The sequence below is a fragment of the Streptomyces sp. NPDC091649 genome (assembly GCF_044756785.1).
Classification (GTDB): Bacteria; Actinomycetota; Actinomycetes; order Streptomycetales; family Streptomycetaceae; genus Streptomyces.
Map to the genome: position 1 here is coordinate 17,478 of NZ_JBIVTR010000028.1, position 16,149 is coordinate 33,626.

General features: G+C 66.7%; 15 protein-coding genes and 2 pseudogenes. 6 read left to right on the top strand and 11 right to left on the bottom strand.

The window, feature by feature from the left end; genetic code table 11:
* Positions 1-168 precede the first annotated feature (168 nt).
* On the top strand, positions 169-1,890 hold the full coding sequence (gene metG / locus ACIQMU_RS30615) for a methionine--tRNA ligase (protein ID WP_402690148.1): 1,722 nt from the start codon (positions 169-171) through the stop codon (positions 1,888-1,890).
* Between the two features lie 42 nt (positions 1,891-1,932).
* On the opposite strand, the gene ACIQMU_RS30620 is transcribed toward metG, so the two are convergent.
* From ACIQMU_RS30620 to ACIQMU_RS30630, 3 genes are all read right to left on the bottom strand, one after another.
* Positions 1,933-3,333 carry a DNA-binding protein gene (locus tag ACIQMU_RS30620; RefSeq protein ID WP_402690149.1) on the bottom strand — a complete coding sequence of 467 codons (1,401 nt, stop codon included), beginning with the start codon at positions 3,331-3,333 and terminating at the stop codon, positions 1,933-1,935.
* A gap of 285 nt (positions 3,334-3,618) precedes the next feature.
* Entirely contained in the window at positions 3,619-4,071 is a 453-nt protein-coding gene (locus ACIQMU_RS30625; RefSeq protein WP_402690150.1) for a winged helix-turn-helix domain-containing protein, read from the bottom strand.
* Between the two features lie 1,336 nt (positions 4,072-5,407).
* Complete coding sequence (locus tag ACIQMU_RS30630; protein ID WP_402690151.1) at positions 5,408-5,863, bottom strand: abortive infection family protein; 456 nt, start codon at positions 5,861-5,863, stop codon at positions 5,408-5,410.
* Between ACIQMU_RS30630 and ACIQMU_RS30635 the strand changes: the two genes are divergently transcribed.
* Positions 5,781-6,044: a hypothetical protein gene (locus ACIQMU_RS30635; protein WP_402690163.1), complete on the top strand. Its 264-nt coding sequence runs from the start codon at positions 5,781-5,783 to the stop codon at positions 6,042-6,044. The genes ACIQMU_RS30630 and ACIQMU_RS30635 overlap by 83 nt on opposite strands.
* Positions 6,045-6,261: 217 nt before the next feature.
* Here ACIQMU_RS30635 and ACIQMU_RS30640 read toward each other — a convergent pair whose 3' ends face one another.
* On the bottom strand, positions 6,262-6,621 hold the full coding sequence (locus ACIQMU_RS30640) for a hypothetical protein (RefSeq protein ID WP_402690152.1): 360 nt from the start codon (positions 6,619-6,621) through the stop codon (positions 6,262-6,264).
* 880 nt (positions 6,622-7,501) lie between these two features.
* Between ACIQMU_RS30640 and ACIQMU_RS30645 the strand changes: the two genes are divergently transcribed.
* Positions 7,502-8,293 (top strand): hypothetical protein, encoded by a 792-nt coding sequence (locus ACIQMU_RS30645; RefSeq protein WP_402690153.1) that lies wholly within the window; start codon positions 7,502-7,504, stop codon positions 8,291-8,293.
* Between the two features lie 748 nt (positions 8,294-9,041).
* On the opposite strand, the gene ACIQMU_RS30650 is transcribed toward ACIQMU_RS30645, so the two are convergent.
* The 5 genes from ACIQMU_RS30650 to ACIQMU_RS30670 all read right to left on the bottom strand — a co-directional run bounded on the left by ACIQMU_RS30650 (position 9,042) and on the right by ACIQMU_RS30670 (position 12,218).
* Positions 9,042-9,845 (bottom strand): aminoglycoside phosphotransferase, encoded by an 804-nt coding sequence (locus tag ACIQMU_RS30650; RefSeq protein WP_402690154.1) that lies wholly within the window; start codon positions 9,843-9,845, stop codon positions 9,042-9,044.
* A 120-nt stretch (positions 9,846-9,965) separates the two neighbouring features.
* Positions 9,966-10,178 (bottom strand): hypothetical protein, encoded by a 213-nt coding sequence (locus ACIQMU_RS30655; RefSeq protein WP_402690155.1) that lies wholly within the window; start codon positions 10,176-10,178, stop codon positions 9,966-9,968.
* Complete coding sequence (locus ACIQMU_RS30660) at positions 10,175-11,278, bottom strand: radical SAM protein (protein ID WP_402690162.1); 1,104 nt, start codon at positions 11,276-11,278, stop codon at positions 10,175-10,177. Before ACIQMU_RS30660 ends, ACIQMU_RS30655 begins: the two co-directional genes overlap by 4 nt.
* 53 nt (positions 11,279-11,331) lie before the next feature.
* Positions 11,332-11,784 (bottom strand): ATP-binding protein, encoded by a 453-nt coding sequence (locus ACIQMU_RS30665; RefSeq protein WP_402690156.1) that lies wholly within the window; start codon positions 11,782-11,784, stop codon positions 11,332-11,334.
* A gap of 8 nt (positions 11,785-11,792) precedes the next feature.
* The gene (locus tag ACIQMU_RS30670) at positions 11,793-12,218 is read right to left on the bottom strand and encodes a hypothetical protein (protein ID WP_402690157.1); all 426 of its coding nucleotides are present in this window, start codon (positions 12,216-12,218) and stop codon (positions 11,793-11,795) included.
* 154 nt (positions 12,219-12,372) lie between these two features.
* On the opposite strand from ACIQMU_RS30670, the gene ACIQMU_RS30675 reads away from it, so the two are divergent.
* The 3 genes and pseudogenes from ACIQMU_RS30675 to ACIQMU_RS30685 all read left to right on the top strand — a co-directional run bounded on the left by ACIQMU_RS30675 (position 12,373) and on the right by ACIQMU_RS30685 (position 14,896).
* A complete protein-coding gene (locus ACIQMU_RS30675) occupies positions 12,373-13,497 on the top strand; it encodes a helix-turn-helix domain-containing protein (RefSeq protein ID WP_402690158.1) in 1,125 nt (374 codons plus the stop codon).
* Positions 13,494-14,162 carry a YdcF family protein gene (locus tag ACIQMU_RS30680; protein WP_402690159.1) on the top strand — a complete coding sequence of 223 codons (669 nt, stop codon included), beginning with the start codon at positions 13,494-13,496 and terminating at the stop codon, positions 14,160-14,162. The genes ACIQMU_RS30675 and ACIQMU_RS30680 overlap by 4 nt, the downstream gene beginning before the upstream one ends.
* A 46-nt stretch (positions 14,163-14,208) precedes the next feature.
* A pseudogene (locus tag ACIQMU_RS30685) lies at positions 14,209-14,896 on the top strand (WbqC family protein).
* A gap of 50 nt (positions 14,897-14,946) precedes the next feature.
* Here the strand turns inward: ACIQMU_RS30685 and ACIQMU_RS30690 are convergent.
* Together ACIQMU_RS30690 and ACIQMU_RS30695 are read right to left on the bottom strand one after the other, a co-directional pair.
* Positions 14,947-15,429, bottom strand: a pseudogene (locus tag ACIQMU_RS30690) (mobilization protein); the annotation flags it as partial.
* Positions 15,430-15,476: 47 nt separating this feature from the next.
* Positions 15,477-16,149, bottom strand: a 673-nt coding sequence (locus tag ACIQMU_RS30695) for an IS256 family transposase (RefSeq protein WP_402690160.1), incomplete at its 5' end; no start/stop codon positions are given.

The following is a 16,149-nucleotide window of genomic DNA, read 5'->3' on the forward strand; positions in this document are numbered from 1 at the left end:
GCTGCCGAACCTCTGGTTCGATACGATGACGGCGGCCTGCGGCCCCGTACCGTCACCGTCGTGACGCTCCTGCGATCGGAGTGATCGCACCGGCTGCGGCCTTCCGACCCGGGCCCGCCGTGGCAGTGGCACCGGTGCCGTATCGCGTACGAAATGGAGCATCCAAGGATGGCTCGACACCTGGTAACCAGCGCGCTTCCCTACATCAACGGGATCAAGCACCTGGGCAACATGGTCGGGTCGATGCTTCCGGCGGATGTGTACTCCCGGTACCTCCGCCAGCGTGGTCACGACGTCCTGTACATCTGCGCGACCGACGAGCACGGGACGCCCGCCGAGCTGGCGGCGAAGGCGGCCGGGGTGTCGGTGGCGGAGTTCTGCGCACAGGCCCACGACGACCAGAAGACCGTGTACGAGGGTTTCCAACTGGCCTTCGACCACTTCGGGCGCAGTTCCTCGCGGCAGAACGTCGAGATCACGCAACACTTCGCGCGGAGGCTGTGGGAGAACGGCTTCATCGAGGAGCGGGCGATCCGCCAGGTGTACTCGCCGGTCGACGGCCGTTTCCTCCCCGACCGGTACGTCGAGGGGACCTGCCCGCACTGCGGTTACGACAAGGCGCGCGGCGACCAGTGCGAGAACTGCACGCGCGTCCTGGACCCGACCGACCTGCTGGACCCGCGCTCGGCGATCAGCGGCTCCACGGAGCTGGAGGTCCGCGAGACGAAGCACCTGTTCCTGCTCCAGTCGAAGCTCCAGCACGAGGTCGAGGCGTGGGTGGCCCGGCACGAGGCCGGCTGGCCGCACCTGTCGTCCTCCATCGCCCGCAAGTGGCTGACCGAGGGCCTGCACGACCGGGCGATCACCCGTGACCTGGACTGGGGCGTGCCGGTCCCGGCGGACACCTGGCCTGAACTCGCTGCCGAGGGCAAGGTCTTCTACGTCTGGTTCGACGCCCCGATCGAGTACATCGGCGCGACGAAGGAGTGGGCGGACGCCGCCCCGGCCGACGAGAAGCGTGACTGGAAGTCGTGGTGGTACGAGGCCGATGACACGGTCCGTTACACGCAGTTCATGGCGAAGGACAACGTCCCGTTCCACACGGTGATGTTCCCGGCCACCGAGCTGGGCGTGCGCGAGCCGTGGAAGAAGGTCGACGTCGTCAAGGGCTTCAACTGGCTGACGTACTACGGCGGCAAGTTCTCCACCTCCCAGAAGCGCGGCATCTTCACCGACGCCGCCCTGGAGACGCTCCCGGCCGACTACTGGCGCTACTTCCTGATCGCCAACGCCCCCGAGTCCGACGACTCCTCCTTCACCTGGGAGCACTTCGCGGCCACGGTCAACAAGGACCTGGCCGACACCCTCGGCAACTTCGTCAACCGCGTGCTCTCCTTCTCCCGCAAGCGCTTCGGCGACGAGGTCCCCGCGGGCAGCGCGGCCGGTGAGGCGGAGACGCGACTGGGCGAGGAGATCGCCCGCCTCCTGGCCGAGTACGAGGAGCACATGGACGCCCTCCAGTACCGCAAGGCCGGGGCGGCGCTCAGGGCTCTGTGGTCGGCGGGCAACTCCTACCTGGAGGAGAAGGCCCCCTGGCTGGAGATCAAGACCGACCCGGACGGCGCGGCCCTGACCCTGCGCACGGCGATGAACCTCATCCACCTGTACGCGATCGTCTCCGAACCCTTCATCCCGGCCTCGGCGGCCGCCATGCGGGGCGCCTTCGCCCTGACCGCCGACACCGCGACCTGGGTGACGGCCGAAGAGGCGAAGTCCCTGGCCTCGGTCCCGGCCGGCACCCCGTTCACGGTCCCGCCGGTGCTCTTCGCGAAGATCACGGGGGAGGACCTGGAGTCCTACCGCGAGCGCTGCGGGGGCGCGGGGTCTTGAGGCGGGGCCAGATCACAGCAGGCTGAGAGCCTCGGAGGGCTGTCAGCTGTCGAGGAGTTGCCGGAGCCCGTCCTCGCGCAGGCGCTGGTCCGGGTCGGCGGCGTCCGCGTCGAAGCGCACGCCTTCCCCGACCAGGACGGACAGGGGGCTGTCCGTCCGCGAGGGATCGGGCCATCGGAAGCCGGAGCTGACCTTCCCCGCGGCCGTGAGGACGCGCCAGGGGTTGGGGCATCGACCGCAGGTACTGAGGTGCTGGCCTATGGGGACGGCATGGCTCCCGACCACCGCCGCCAGGTCGCCGTAGGTGGTCCACCGCCCGGCCGGGACACCGCTCAGCAGAGTGTGCAGCCCGGTCCAGTCCTTGCGAGTGCCGCTGAGCTGCCTGGCCAGACCGGTCAGGTCGGACCCTGCCAGCGTGGCCCATTCCCCAGGGTCGACGCCGTCGGGCACGTGGGTGGTGTCCACGTCCCACCACGTCGTTCCCTGTACGACGTCCAGGCTCCGACCGGTCACGCTCGTGAAGATGTGCTTGGCCAGCCCGGTAGGGGAGTAGGAATCTCCGTCCGCGTTCCAGACCAGTGGCTTCTCGGTGTCATTGGTCCAGGTGACAGCCCCCCGGTCGGCGTCCTGCGCCACCCAGGACCGGATCTCGGCGCGGATCGCTTCCGTCACGCCGTGGCGTGGTGTCATCAGCAGTCTGGCCCCGTCAGGCAGCAGGCCCGCACCGACGAGCACGTGGACGGCGTTCCGCGAACGTGACCGTTCCTGCAGCTTCTTGGCCGCTGCCTCGCCTTCGACCCGGGCCGGGGTGAGCGTGAACTCCTCGGCCTCCGGGGTCGGATAGACCTTGGTGAACCCGGCGACGAGGTGTCCTTCCACCCGCCACAGACCGACCTGGACGAGGTCGATGTCGATGCCCATCTCCGACAGCCAGACCACGGAGTGGGTGACCTGCTTGGGGAAGTCGGCGGCGATGATCACCTGCCGGGGTCGCTGGAGCAACGCTGGGCTCCACTCGCCGTCCACGTGGTCGAGCAGCCGCTGCCTGCACACGCCGATGTCGAGGGCCTGCCCCCTGCGCGACAGGAAGTCACGGTGCGCCTGGGCGAGGGTGCCGAGATCGAAGCGGGACACCAGGGCGGCGTAGGTGATCGCCTGGAGGTGCACGTCCCGGTCGGCCGTCCCCCGCTTCAGCTCGACTACGACGAGGCGCCCGGTCGCATCCAACCCGAGCACGTCCAGCCGGTCGCGGGCCGGAACCCCGTCGGTGTCGGCCCACCGGTCGTACTCCGCGGTGATCACGAGCACCGACTCCCCGAGCACCTGGGGATGGGCGATCACCCACTCCTGGAGATGCTGCCGCTCCAGCAGGCCCTCGGCGGCAAGCCCTGTGCGCGATATCGGCGTGGCCGTCCGCCCGTCGACAGTGAACAGATGATCCACGGTGCCCCCCTCGTGCGCCCGGCGCGGTGCGTCGGACGCCCAGAGCGTACGTGGGCGGGCCCCGCTACGAGGGCCATCTCGCCGAATAATCGAAACGCCGACCGCTTCGGGAGCCAACGGGAAGCCGGATCAGAGATCGGCTCCCAAACGGCTCCCAAGACGGCCCCAGGAACGAGTCAGGTGCGCCCTCGGGTCTGTGCGCCTCTCGCCTGCCGCGATGGTCCGCAGGCGTGTGTGAGGGTCCGCCCTGTGCGTGGGCGTTGTCACTCAGTTAGACACTCACCGTTATTGGCTAGCAGTACCGTGCGCCTGAGCTCTCGCGACCATCTCTTCCCTGGCCGGAGACAGAGCGCAGAGGGCTGCCCAGCCTGCCTCAGTGAGCGTCCATGGATCACCGCGCTGTACGTATGGCTTGAGAAGCCCGGCCTTGACCATCCGGTTCCGTTGCCAGGCGGTTCGGTTCTCCCACTTGACTTCCCCGTTCGAGGGTTGCGGCAGGTGGTCGGTCTCGGTGAGTTGCGACCCGTACCGCTCGTGGATCCTCCGCAGCACGGCCTGCTTGGAACCTCCACCGCCCATCTCGCCAAGCGTTGCGAGAAGCCAACGGCCAAGTACCTCGTGGGGTGTCAGCTGCATGCCGGCATCGTAGATCCCCGCTCCGGCCCGTGTTGGATCTTCGCTGAGAAAGTGGTTCGTCTCGCGGGCAGTTGACGCGCTGAGTCCGTCGAAAGACTCCATGTTGCCTGACGTCCGTCCCTGGGCCGTAAACCCGTCTCGTCGTGGAGCCGCGGGCGTGGTTCTCGACTCATGCTCCACGGGCCTATCCACTGCGGGCGCGCGTCGGCTGCGGTGGCGCCGAGCGGGCCGAAAGCAGGAGCGCGGGCGTGGCCAGAGCCGGGAAGCGCGCCTGGCGGAGCGGAGCGCAGCCGAGTGCCTCGACCAGGCGAGCGGCAAGACCAAGACGGCGGCCAAGACCAAGCTGAAAGAGGTTGCTACGGGATTTCGAGGGCGGCCTTGCCATCGGCCCACGGGCTGCACGGCCAGGGACCCGGTGACGCATTGGGCTCGCGTTCGGGCTCTCGGGCCGCGACAAGTCGACCGTCGAGACCAACACGGTCCTCCGCAACACCCAGGTGGCCCCCGCCTTGGGCCCGGAAGCTTGCGGGACCTCAGTGCTGATGACGTCGACAGGTGGCTTGCTGACAAGTCCGCGGTGCTCAGCACGCGATCGCGGAAGCCATCCGCTCGTGTCTCAACCGCGCGGTCAAGCGGGCCATGGCCCGATACAAGGTGAAACGCAACGTTGTAGAGCTGTGCTCGTTCCTGCTGGTCGTCGCGGCCGTCCAAGTCCCTCACGCTCAAACAGGCCGACGCCACACTTGTGGCCGCCGAGGACTCGCCGCTCTACGCGTACATCGGGGTCTTGCTTCGCACAGGCTGCCGTACTGAGGAGATGCGTCCGCTGCGCTGGGATCGTGGGGGCCTTGACGGAGATCTGACCGCCGTGCCGGAGATATCGCCGCATATCGCCGTGTGGCGCTCGGTCCGCAGCTCCGGCGACACCAAGACCAGGAAATCACGCCGTACGCTCGTGCTGCCGGGTCGGGCCGTCGACGCACTTAAGATCCAGCGTGAGCGTCAGGGCTGGCAGCGTCTCGCGGCCGGTGATCAGTGGCAGGAATGCGGGCTCGTCTTCACGTCGGCGGTCGGTACTGAGCTGGACGCAGCGAACGTCAGGCGAGAGTTCCGCGAGGTTTTTGCCAGGTCGCGCAGATGCCCGGAGCCGGCCTCACGCCGAACGAGTGGACCACCCGGGAGATCCGGACGTCATTCACCGCGACCTTGTCGGGCCGGGGCATCCCGCTCGAAGAGATCTCCCGGCTGGTCGGCCACTCCAGTACGGCCGTCACGCAAATAGACACGCACAAAGCCAGAGGGTCCAGTGCAACTTGCACACTGGACCCTCTGACCTGCGATTTTAGCTGTCGGGGTGGCGGGATTTGAACCCACGACCTCTTCGTCCCGAATGAGGTTGGATCATGATCCACATCTGTGCCGTCTGTAAATGTGCAGGTCAAGGCGTTGTTCTCGGGCGGTGCGGCGGGGATTCGGTGGGCCTCAGGAGTAAGATCATCTCCCAGGATTCTCCCAGCAGAGGGCTGCCCGTCCATAGAGCGTCTCGGCGCCTAGCCTGCGAATTGCATTGCGGAAGCAAGTTTGCAAGGTTCTGCAGGCGACACGGTATCTGTGAGGATGGAGCGATTAAGACCTTGGCCTTGCGCCACGGTGCGGTGGGGTCCGACAGGGTATCGAGGATCAGCTCGCACCAGGTGACGGCAGCGTTGACCGTGAGTCGGGCGTGGCGCACGCCAAGCCCAGACGGTGCGCTCGCCTGCCCGCGACCGCTGCCGAAACCTTGGTTGCGTAGTTCGGCGACCCCGACGGCGATGTTCACCGAGCTCGAAAGGATCTTCTTAACGGCCTTGCTGCCGTCTGGTCCGTCAGGCGCCGAGCCGGCATCAAGCTTCAACGCCTTCTGGACAGTGTTGATCAGAGCGGGAAGTGCGGCGCTTTTGTCGACCTCGATGCTGAGTTCGTTGAGAGCCGTCTTCGCGGTCGCCTCGATGAGCTGCTTGGCTGCGCCAATGGCACCGTGGGGGATCTGTGGTGAGGTCTCTGCGGATGCGCGCCAGCTCGATCGTGATGCATGAGGCGTCGCTCAGAAGCCATCCGCTTATCGCTCACAGGGCAGGTTTGGTCGAACAGGGCTCCTGATCGGGTGATCGCGTGAGAGTCGGCGCATGACACAAGTGAGCTTGCTCCGCAAAGCCCCACGGCTCGTAGAACCCATGAGCCTTTCCTCACCGGCGGCCAGGGTCGGCCATGGTCGTGTACGTTCGTCGCCCGAAGCAACCATCACGTCGATGGCTACGGCAAAGCTTCGAGAACAGCGTTGGCACTTTCTGTGAACTCCCTCTTACTGGTCTCCACCTTGTCAACGGCCTCCTGGAATTCGGTCATATTTATTCGCCCTACCGCAAGGTCGGTAAGGGCAGTCCTCAAATAGGCTGCATCAGTCCATAGCTCGTCAGCCCATGCGGTTACAGAGCTAGGGCCGAGCAATCTCACTCGTGTCCCAGCTCTGTAGAGACCGTGCACTGCGACATCGAGCTCCTCCAGAGCTCGCTCAGCTGCGTCCATGGCATAGGGTGATTGATAATTATCGATTATGCATTCCCTTTCAATGAGATCGAAAATCACTCGGTCTAATGGCTCGGCAGAATCCATGAATGCGCCGTAGACATCTCGACGCTCGTCACGCAATTTCTGTCGGTGGTCTACTCGGCCCTGGTCACGCGCTTGGCTTCGCGTGGCTACGTACGTCACACCAGCCGTGCCCAATGTTCCAATGACTGCAACGCTGGCCCCGAGCACAGCTGCTAACCCTTGATCCATGCCGAACATGCTCGCGCACGCGACCGGTTGAGCGCAGGCACCTAAGCAAATCGGCGGAGGAGTTGACCCGTGCCACTGCCTGAGACCGGCATCCTGTGGACGCCACTGCAGTTCGCCGCTGAGCACCGCGCGAAATGAGGCTCGATGACACGTGGTGCTACGTCGACCGCGACCGCCTCGCCGCCACGCTGGGACGGCCGCCGACGCGGGCGGAGCCGCTAGCCCCAAGCTCCACGCGCACCGAGACCTGACTGTATATTCCGCTCGCCGCAGACATCGGGAGCACCTCGGCCGCACTGCTGTTCTCCGAGCCGCCCACCCTCACTGCGGCCGACGACCACGCCCAGCAGCACCTCCGAGGTCGACGGCATCACGAACACCTCGATCGAGGCCGTCGAGGTCGACGTAGCCCTTGGCGGCGTGTTCCTGCGCGTCATGTGGGATCGCGAACTCGGCGACCGGTCGCTGCTCACTGTCTTACATGCCGATCGATCCACACCGAGACCGGCGCCACCCCCTCCAGTGACCCGCTACAGGTCGCACCCCTCCCCTCTGTATGCCCTGCCTCGTACCCCAACTCCTCTACAGCAAAGTCCTGTTTTGCGCTGTTGGTAGACCGGCCGCGCTGCTCTGCGCGATCCTTGTCCTGTTCGGCTCGTTAACTTCTCTGGTGGCTACTACGACGCCAACTCCTCGTGCATCATGGCTTTTTATGGATGAGGGAACAGTCGCGTTGATAGCGGCAGGTTGTGGACTTCTCGGCTCGATACTGGGAGCTGCTTTCACGGCATGGGCTACCAAGGCCGGAGCGGACAAGAGTGCCGATGCTGTGCGCGGACAGGCATACGACCAGGCCGCAAACGAGCATGCTCACTGGCTACGGCAGCAACGTCTTTCCGCCTGCGAGGGATTCCTCGACGCCTGGGACGAGTGCACCCGCAGGCGCAAGGAGTTGGCCCGTCCAGAGGACGGTCAGCATAAGCCCCATCGCGCAGAATTACGCCAAGCGGCCACTCGCATGCTGGAACGCGCGCGGCGCATATCGATTCTTGGCCCTGACGAAGTCGCTCAATCTGCTCAGTCGATCTCTGACGCAACCATGGAAAACATCGAAAAGGAGGATAGGTTTGGCCGATACATCGTGGCGGCCGTCGCGCGCTTACGGGAGCAGGAAAGCCATGTCCGCGAACTCTCGCCTGACCTAAAATTTGAGCAGCTCAAACAAGTACTCACCCATGCTGGCGACTTAGAGAAGCTGCAGGAGCTCTATTCCATAGAGGAGTTGGAGCGGATCGTGGAAAATGCGGATCGCTCCATGGCAGAGGGGGAAGAGTGGCTTCGCAGGATGACCATCTTCGGGGAGCTAGGGGGCGAAATAAACAACGAAGGCGCACGCTTCGTAGAGGATTTCAGGCATAACATTCAGGTGACCGAAGAGAATCGGGCGGTCTTCGTTCTCACGGTGCGGAACTCAATCGCAAATCCGCCGATGCGTAACCCCTGATCAGCCTGGCTCTGCCGGGGAGCTGAGCGTATGCCCGTCTCCCTCAACCAGTCGAAGATTTCGCCGACGTCACCTGCGGTCTGTATACAGTCACCGACGACCATCTCCTGCAGCTCATCGCGCGGCAACTCGCCGATGGGAACGCCCGCGTGGGCCGGCGCAGCGCAAGCTCGCCTCGATCCAGCCCCCCCCACGGCGTGCGGCACAGGTGTCTGGACCCACCTGGTCAGGAGAGGTGTTGCTACGTACTTGTCGCTCAGATCACGGACCAGCACCGGCGGGTTGGACCAAGAGATTCTGCCCTCCCGATCGAGAGCGAAGCCGTCTCGTTCCAGTCGCACCCTGATGTCGTCCGACCACTTCGGTGTGCTCTGATCGCCCGGGTCGCGGTACGCGCGAATGAAGTCCTCGAAGACCAGAAGCGCACGCCGCACCTGGCTCGAGTCTGACCAGTCGACACCTTCCGCGTAGAGCATGAACTCGGTTCGACGCTGACCCGAGTCTGGTACTTCAGCTCGTCTGGAGGGGTGGGAGCGAACCCATGGTCCTCCCACAGCTCGGCCACGATGCGGATGGTCAGGTCCGTGGCGAGAGAGTGAAATGTGTTGCGGGTCGCGGGGCTCACGAGATCCCGCCGTGCGGTGACGGTCATAGTCTGAAGATAGGAGCATGCGCTGGCGTTCGTCTCGGTCTTTTCGCAGCGAACCACTGTCGCTGATGAACGTCGCCCCCTCTGCTGTTATCGGGCCTACGGCCCTCTGTGGAGTACGAGCCTGAACGCAGCGACCCGCTTGGCCATCCCCTGCTTCCAAGGCGTCGGATCTTCCTCGGCGATCTCCCGCCACAGCGCCGCAGATGCGGAACCGAATGCCGCCAGCGCCTCCGGATCGGTGTTCCGCCACGACGGGAAGCGGCCTGCGAACACGATCGCGTCCTCCGCCGGGTGGCCGGCGTCCATCAGCCTCAGTGCCAAGGCGCCTGGATCGATCCACGCCGCACCGCGCGTTGGCCACGCCCAGTCGATGAGGCGAGCATGCCCGTCGGCGATCAGGACGTTGTGCGGTGCGAAATCGGTGTGCAGCAGGGTGTTGCCGCTGAAGTGCTGGAGCGTTCCAGGCGGAGCGTAGTCCGCCCAGCGGTCCATCGCGTCCTTGATCTCGACGTCGGCCGGTGCGGTGATCCGTTGCAGTTCGGTGAGCGCGGCTTCTACGAGCACCAAGTCGGCGGAGCCGGAGCTGTAGTCGGCGTGGCGACCGCTGAGGACCTCGTATCCGAGAAGGCTCCATCCACCGACTTCCAGGTGCCAGTACAGGCGGGGACAGGAGGTGGGCAGGTGGGGGGCGATCTCCGCCTCGCGGCGCTGTGCTGCGACCTGCGCATGATCACTCGCGATGCCCTTCACGAAAACGCTGCCGCTCTCGGTCTCCAGGACGGAGGCAACGCCGGAGTTCATGCCGCCAGTCATGGTCACCGCCTGGTGCACGGGGCCGGTCTTGTCAGTGACAGCCTGGCGGACGTCGGCTGGGAGCTGATCGAAGGGAGTGCGAGACATGGACACGCGCGGTTCCTCATGGGGCTCGGAGACAAGGGAGTGCCGCCCCGGCCAGGGTACGACCGGGGCGGCACTCATGGGGCGCGTACGCGAGCGGTGCGGCGCCCGCCTGCGGTGTATCTAGTACGGCTGGTCGTCGCCGGCCGAGCAGCTGCACTCGGCGCCCTCGGCGGCCTCGTCCAGGTCGGTGATGATTTGGACCTCGTCATCGCGGATGGCCCCGGCCGGCAGTGGCACGGGCAGGGCGCCGGTTGCACCATGGGTGGGGCGCCGTCCGATGGTGAGCAGCATCGGTTCGCGCGGCGGGGTGAGGGTTGTGGTGGGTGGAGTCATGATCCGTAGCCTCCGTGTTGGCAGTAGAGCTCTCGTTGGTCCCCCGCATCCTGGTAGAGCTTGGCCAGCGGTCGGCAGGTACGGCAGGTGCCGACCTTCGTGCAGCCGGAGCATCCACCGGTGCGGAGCTGCAGGGACTCGGCGATAGCGCCGAGCCGGGTGAGGGCGGCGACGCCCTCGGTCACGAGGTTCACGCTCGGGTCGCGGCCGACCTTGCAGACGGACGCGATGCCGTGCGGGTTGACGTGGAAGAACGTCCGGCCTGCATTGCAGCCGGTGAAGACGCTCCTGGCCTTGATGTGGCCCTCGGCCTGCGTCGCCAACGGGTTCGCCTCGCCGTCGATCGTCGGCGACATGTTCGTGAAGACTTGGTGCGGGAAGCCGTAGCGCGAGCACAGAGCCACCATCGCGTCGAGTTCGTGAGCGTTGTCGTCCGACACGATCACGTTCAGCCGGACCGGCAGCCGGTCCTGGTGGGCCGCGTCCAGACCCTGGATGAACCGGCCGAACGCGCCGCGGTTGCGAGTGACCTTGTCGTACGTGTCCGCGGTCGCGCCGTAGACGCTGAGCGTGAGCCGGTAAGGGCGACGGCGTGCGAACAGCCCGCGGATCGGCGGCTTGCGCAGAGACGAACCGTTCGAGGAGACCTGCACCATCATCCCGAGCTGGTGGGCGTACTCGTAGGCCGCGCCGAACTCGCGGTCGATCAGTGCCTCGCCGCCCGTGATCTGCAGCCAGAGCACGCCCGCGTCGCGCATCGTCCGCAGGAGCTGCTGTTTGCCCGCCCAGTCCAGGCCCTCGAAGCGCTTCTCGCCGAGGTAGCAGAACTCGCAGTCGTAGTCGCAGCCGAGGTTGATTTCCCAGGACGCCTTCGCGTACCCGTACGGCGATCGCTCGCGCACAAGGACGAAATCGCCGACCGGTCCGTCAGGCAGCTCGGTGCCCCACGCCTGCCGCGCGGCATCAACAAGCCAAGCCGGCAGAGGGCCTCCGACGTGGCTCGCGGCGCGCAGCTCCTCGTAGCGAACCCCAGGAATGCGCACACCGACCGCTCGGCCTGGCTGAAGAAGGAGGTGCTGGGCGAGGAACGGGCTGGCCACGAGACGCGTGCTTGACGCGGCAGGCGCCGCCCGATCCGGTGTGCCGGTTACGGTCATCGGACCTCCAGAGGGCGGTCGTCGTGGTTTGGGACGGGAGGGCTGATCGACTGTGCGGCGTCGTCCGCGGTCTTGAAGCAGGACCAGATGACCTTCCCGAGCGGTGTACGGTCCCTCACTCCCCACTCGTCGGAAAGCGCGGCCACCAACGTCAGGCCCCTCCCGGAGATGTCTGTGGCGGTCGGCTCGCGTACGACGGGCTGCTGGCGACGGCTGTCGTGCACTTCCAGGCGTACGCAGTTGTCGTCGATGTCGAGCCGGACGAGGAAGCCGTGCCCGCGGGCGGTGCCGTGGAGAACGGCGTTCGTGGCGAGTTCGGAGAGGCACAGGCGGATGTCCTCGATGCGGCTCGTCAGGCCCCAGCCGTCCAGCGCTCTGGTGGCGAACTCCCGTGCTCTGCGTACGGACTGGCGGCGGGCCTCGAAGAACTGCTGAAGCGACTCGGGCATGGGGTGCCTCATGACTCCGTGCTCAGGAGGAGTGGCGCGGGGAAGCGGCGGTGGGCGGTCTGCTGACGAGGTACGTGGCCAGGCCCGATGCGGGGGCGGCGGGCCAGCAGCAGGCGGGCGCCGGCGGCCTCGATAAGGCGGGTGCGTTCGGCGGCGAGGTGCTTCGGCCCCAGGTGAGACAGGGCGGGGGCGATGACACCGTAGATGTCAGGAAGGGCCAGCGCGTCCAGCAGGCCGGTAAACGCGGTGGAGCTCGGTTCGGTCGTCGCGAGCCTGTCCTTGAAGACGCCGGAGAGCTGCAGCTCATGGATCCGGCAGTACTCCGTCAGTGACGCCCGTAACGCCGTTTGACGGGCTGCGGAGACTCCGGCCAGCCGCAGGAAGCCGTAGACGACGGGCCCGTTGACCGGGCGGTGCTCGGTAAGGAGTTCCATGCTGGTGACCGTCCAAGGGACTCGGCGAGAAGAGACCCCTTGAGCGTCGCCGTACCTCAATGCACAGGGAATCACCGGCTGTTCCACTTGCGCTCTACTTCCGCCCCACCGGCCGCACGCTTCTGCTTCCATGGCTGGTGGAAGGGAGCGACGCGTGGCGACCGTGCACCACTGGACCGGCCTGGAGGCCAGAGCCCTACGGCTCGCCCTCCGCCTGAGCGTGCGTGCTTTCGCCGAGCGCCTCGGTCTCGCCGTCGCGACCATCTCGAAGTGGGAAAAGCTCCGGTCCGCGACCGAGCCCCGCCCCGACACGCAGGCCATTCTCGACACCGCGCTCGGTCGCGCCGATGCCTCCGTGCACCTGCGCTTCGAAACGCTCCTGTCGGAGATGGCCGGCCCCGGGCAGGCGGCAGCCGGACGCCGGGTGACGGCTGCCGGGCCCAGAGCCTGGGAGTACGAGTCGTGGACCGACGACCTGGACCGTGCCGTCGTCGCCTTGTCCCGGCAGAACTTCACCTTCGCCGACAGCCTGCTGGGCCGATGGCTCAACCGTTTCACGGCCGCCGAACTCGATGACAAGGGCCTGTACCTCTACGCCCGATCCACCGCGTTACTCGGCGACCTCAAGCGCGATCAGGGCGCGGTGCTCGGACCACTGTCCGCACGCCACTCCTACGCGGGCGCGCGCTCGATCTTCACCCAGCTCGACATTCCCCGCCGTGTCGCCCAGCTCGATCTGTCCCTCGCGGTCGTCGCGGAGATGTCCGGTGACCTGGAGACGTCGGCCCGTACGTACGAGACGCTCGCCGTCGACGACCGGCTCTCTCGCCGTGACCGGGCCAGAGCGCGCCTGTGGGTGGGCACCGCACTCAGCAAGGACGGCAACCACGACTACGCGACCCGCGTGATGCAGGCCGCGACCCGTGAATTCGAAGACCTCACCGAACCCGACGACTGGTCGGTGGCCCATCAGAAGCTCGCCCTGGCCCGCCGGGGCGTCGGGGACCTCACCCAAGCCCTGCACTTCATCGACATCGCCCGAAGCAGCGGGAGCAGCGACTCACCGATGCAACGCGTACGACTGGACACCGCTCACGGCCACATCCTGCTGTCCGACGCGGCGACCCGCGATGATGGGTTACGCGTTCTCGGCCAGGCCGCTCGGACGGCGGCGCAGTACGGCCTCGTGCACCAACTGCGCAGTATCGAGAGCGTCAAGGCCAGCAGTGAGGGGCCGCCCGGGGCCCCGCCGACGGTGATCAGGGAGACGAACGCATGAGTGACAGCCAGCAGGTCATCACCGAAGACCAGTGGCACCAGGCCAAGGCGATCTGGGACTACCACCAGATGCACCACCAGCCCCACCCCGCGGACGTGGCGATCGGCCTGGGCAGCCACGACCTGGGGGTGGCCACGCGCGCCGCCGAGCTGTACCATGCGGGTCTCTTCCCCACGCTGGTCTTCACCGGCGGCAACAGCCCGACCACCGCCAAGGTCTTCCCCCGCGGCGAAGCGGTCCACTTCCGCGAGCACGCCATCGACCTCGACGTCCCCGCCTCAGCGATCCTGCTGGAGCCCCACGCCGCGAACACCGGGCAGAACATCACCCTCGCCCGCGAGGTCCTGGCCGACGCCGGCATCACCCCGGAGAAGGTGCTGCTGGTCTCCAAGCCCTACATGGAACGGCGGTCGTACGCCACCGCCCGCAAGCTGTGGCCCGAGGTCGAGATGGTGTGCGCCTCGGAAACCCTGGAGTTCGACGACTACCTGAAGTCCATCGGCGACGAGAAGCTCGTGGTGGACATGCTCGTCGGCGACCTCCAGCGGGTGATCGAGTATCCGAAGCTCGGGTTCGCCATCGAGCAGGAGGTCCCGGAGGACGTGCATGCTGCGTACGAATCCCTCATCCACACTGGCTTCACCAGCCGCCTCATCGCCTCCTGAACTCTCCTCCCCGGGCAGCCTGTGCGCCATCCACCAGCCCAACTTCATGCCCCGGCTATCCACGCTGGCCAAGCTGTTCGCGGCGGACCACTGGATCGTCCTGGACGACGTGCAGCTCGCCCGCCGCGACTACCAGCATCGCGCCCGCATCGCCACACTCGACGGCCTTGGCCCGAACCGGTGGCTGACCATCCCCACTCACCGCCCCTCCGGGCGCGCCACCCTTATCAGAGACACCCTGATCGCCGACCCTGCCGCGGCCCGACGCAGATCCTCATCGATCCTGCGCCAGCAGTACGGGACCAGTCCTCACTGGCCCGCACTTGACCGTGCCCTTCAGCCGGTCTGGAATGCGTTCGACACAGGAAGGGTCGCGCCGGTCGCCACGGCCTCGACTCGCGCCCTGCTCGAACTGCTCGGCTGGCGGGGGCAGATCTTCAGCAGCAGCGCCCTGCCCGCACGCACGGGTCGGTCCGAGCGGCTGGCCGCCCTGGCCGACGCCACCGGCGCACGCGCGTACCTGTGCGGCACCGGCGGCATGACCTACCTGGACCATGCCCCCTTCCGAGCTGGGCGTAGCCGTCGTCCCGTTTCTCTCGCCGACCACTGGTCTGTGGGCCTCGGGGCGACAGGTCAATGCTCTGCGGGCGTTGGCCTTCTGCGGCCCCGACGCTGTGGGAGCTCGGTCTCGGGCTCTCGCGTTCGCCCACGATGCGCTGGGGTGCGCGGCCTGACACCCGCTTCGGGTACGGAAGCGGGTGTGACCAATACGAAGCGGGTGGAATCAACGTCGACGTGCCTGTGGAGGCTGCGGCTGGGAGGCCGACGCAACCGTTGTCGGTCGGACCGGCGCGACCGACTACCGCGTCGCACTCCGTATCCGTGCCACACGTGCACGCTCACTCGGAACCGGCCTGGCGCTGAGTCGCTCGACGCGCCAGGTCAGCACCCGTGCGGGGCTTCGGGCGTCGTCGAGTGCCCGTTCGGCGGTGGCCTGTTGGAGCAGTTTCTTCGGATCGTGTCCGGCCTTCTCGGCGGCCGCGAGCGCGGCCGTGAGTGCGTCGAAGGACGGGTCTTCGGCCACCGGCTTGGCATGGTCCGGCATGATCTGGTGGATGAGGAGGATGTGGCGCTGCACCACTTGCTGGGGTGGCCGGCGCTGGGCGAGTGCGGTCAGTGGTGCGACGGCTGTGTGCTCGTAGGCGGCTTGCAGGTGGATGAGGGTCTGGTGGGCTGCCGTCACCTGCTGGTCGTGGTGGCGCTGGTGCAGCGGGGGGTCTGTCAAACGAGCGGTGTAACTCGGGTTGTTGAGGGCTACTGGCGGGCTGCAGAGAGTCGGCCGTCAAAGGTGATATCGAAGGCGTTCAAGGCTGTCTTCCAGCGCATCGTCCAGCGGGCTTGGCCCTGGCCGGTCGGGTCCAGCGACATGATCGCCATGTAGACACACTTCAAGGCGGCCTGCTCATTCGGGAAGTGGCCGCGGGCTTTCACCGCCCGTCGGATCCGCGCGTTCACGGACTCGATCGCGTTCGTGGTGCAGACGATGCGGCGGATCTCGGTGTCGAAGCGGAGGAACGGGGTGAATTCCTCCCACGCGTTCTCCCAGAGCCGCACGATCGCCGGATACTTCTTGCCCCACGCGTCGGCGAACTCCGTGAACCGATCGAGGGCCGCGTTCTCGGTCGCCGCGGTGTAGACGGGCTTGAGTACCTTGGCGATCTTGTCCCAGTCCTGGCGGGCGGCATAGCGGAAGGAGTTCCGCAGCAGGTGGACCACGCAGGTCTGCACGATCGTCTTCGGCCAGACGGTCTCGACCGCGTCGGGCAGGCCCTTGAGCCCGTCGCAGACGAGCATGAGGACGTCGTTCACGCCACGGTTCTTGATCTCGGTGGGGATGTGCATCCGGTGTTTGGTGCCCTCGCCGCCGTCGCCGGCCCACAGCCCCAGGATGTCCCGCCGGCCCTCGACGGTGACGGCCAGGGCCACG

Coding starts and splice junctions, on each gene's coding strand:
- ACIQMU_RS30655 (WP_402690155.1), bottom strand. CDS start 10,178: ATGACTCCACCCACCACAACCCTCACCCCGCCGCGCGAACCGATGCTG.
- ACIQMU_RS30680 (WP_402690159.1), top strand. CDS start 13,494: ATGAGTGACAGCCAGCAGGTCATCACCGAAGACCAGTGGCACCAGGCC.
- ACIQMU_RS30665 (WP_402690156.1), bottom strand. CDS start 11,784: ATGCCCGAGTCGCTTCAGCAGTTCTTCGAGGCCCGCCGCCAGTCCGTA.
- ACIQMU_RS30650 (WP_402690154.1), bottom strand. CDS start 9,845: ATGTCTCGCACTCCCTTCGATCAGCTCCCAGCCGACGTCCGCCAGGCT.
- ACIQMU_RS30635 (WP_402690163.1), top strand. CDS start 5,781: ATGTTCACCGAGCTCGAAAGGATCTTCTTAACGGCCTTGCTGCCGTCT.
- ACIQMU_RS30640 (WP_402690152.1), bottom strand. CDS start 6,621: ATGGATTCTGCCGAGCCATTAGACCGAGTGATTTTCGATCTCATTGAA.
- ACIQMU_RS30625 (WP_402690150.1), bottom strand. CDS start 4,071: ATGGAGTCTTTCGACGGACTCAGCGCGTCAACTGCCCGCGAGACGAAC.
- metG (WP_402690148.1), top strand. CDS start 169: ATGGCTCGACACCTGGTAACCAGCGCGCTTCCCTACATCAACGGGATC.
- ACIQMU_RS30670 (WP_402690157.1), bottom strand. CDS start 12,218: ATGGAACTCCTTACCGAGCACCGCCCGGTCAACGGGCCCGTCGTCTAC.
- ACIQMU_RS30645 (WP_402690153.1), top strand. CDS start 7,502: ATGGATGAGGGAACAGTCGCGTTGATAGCGGCAGGTTGTGGACTTCTC.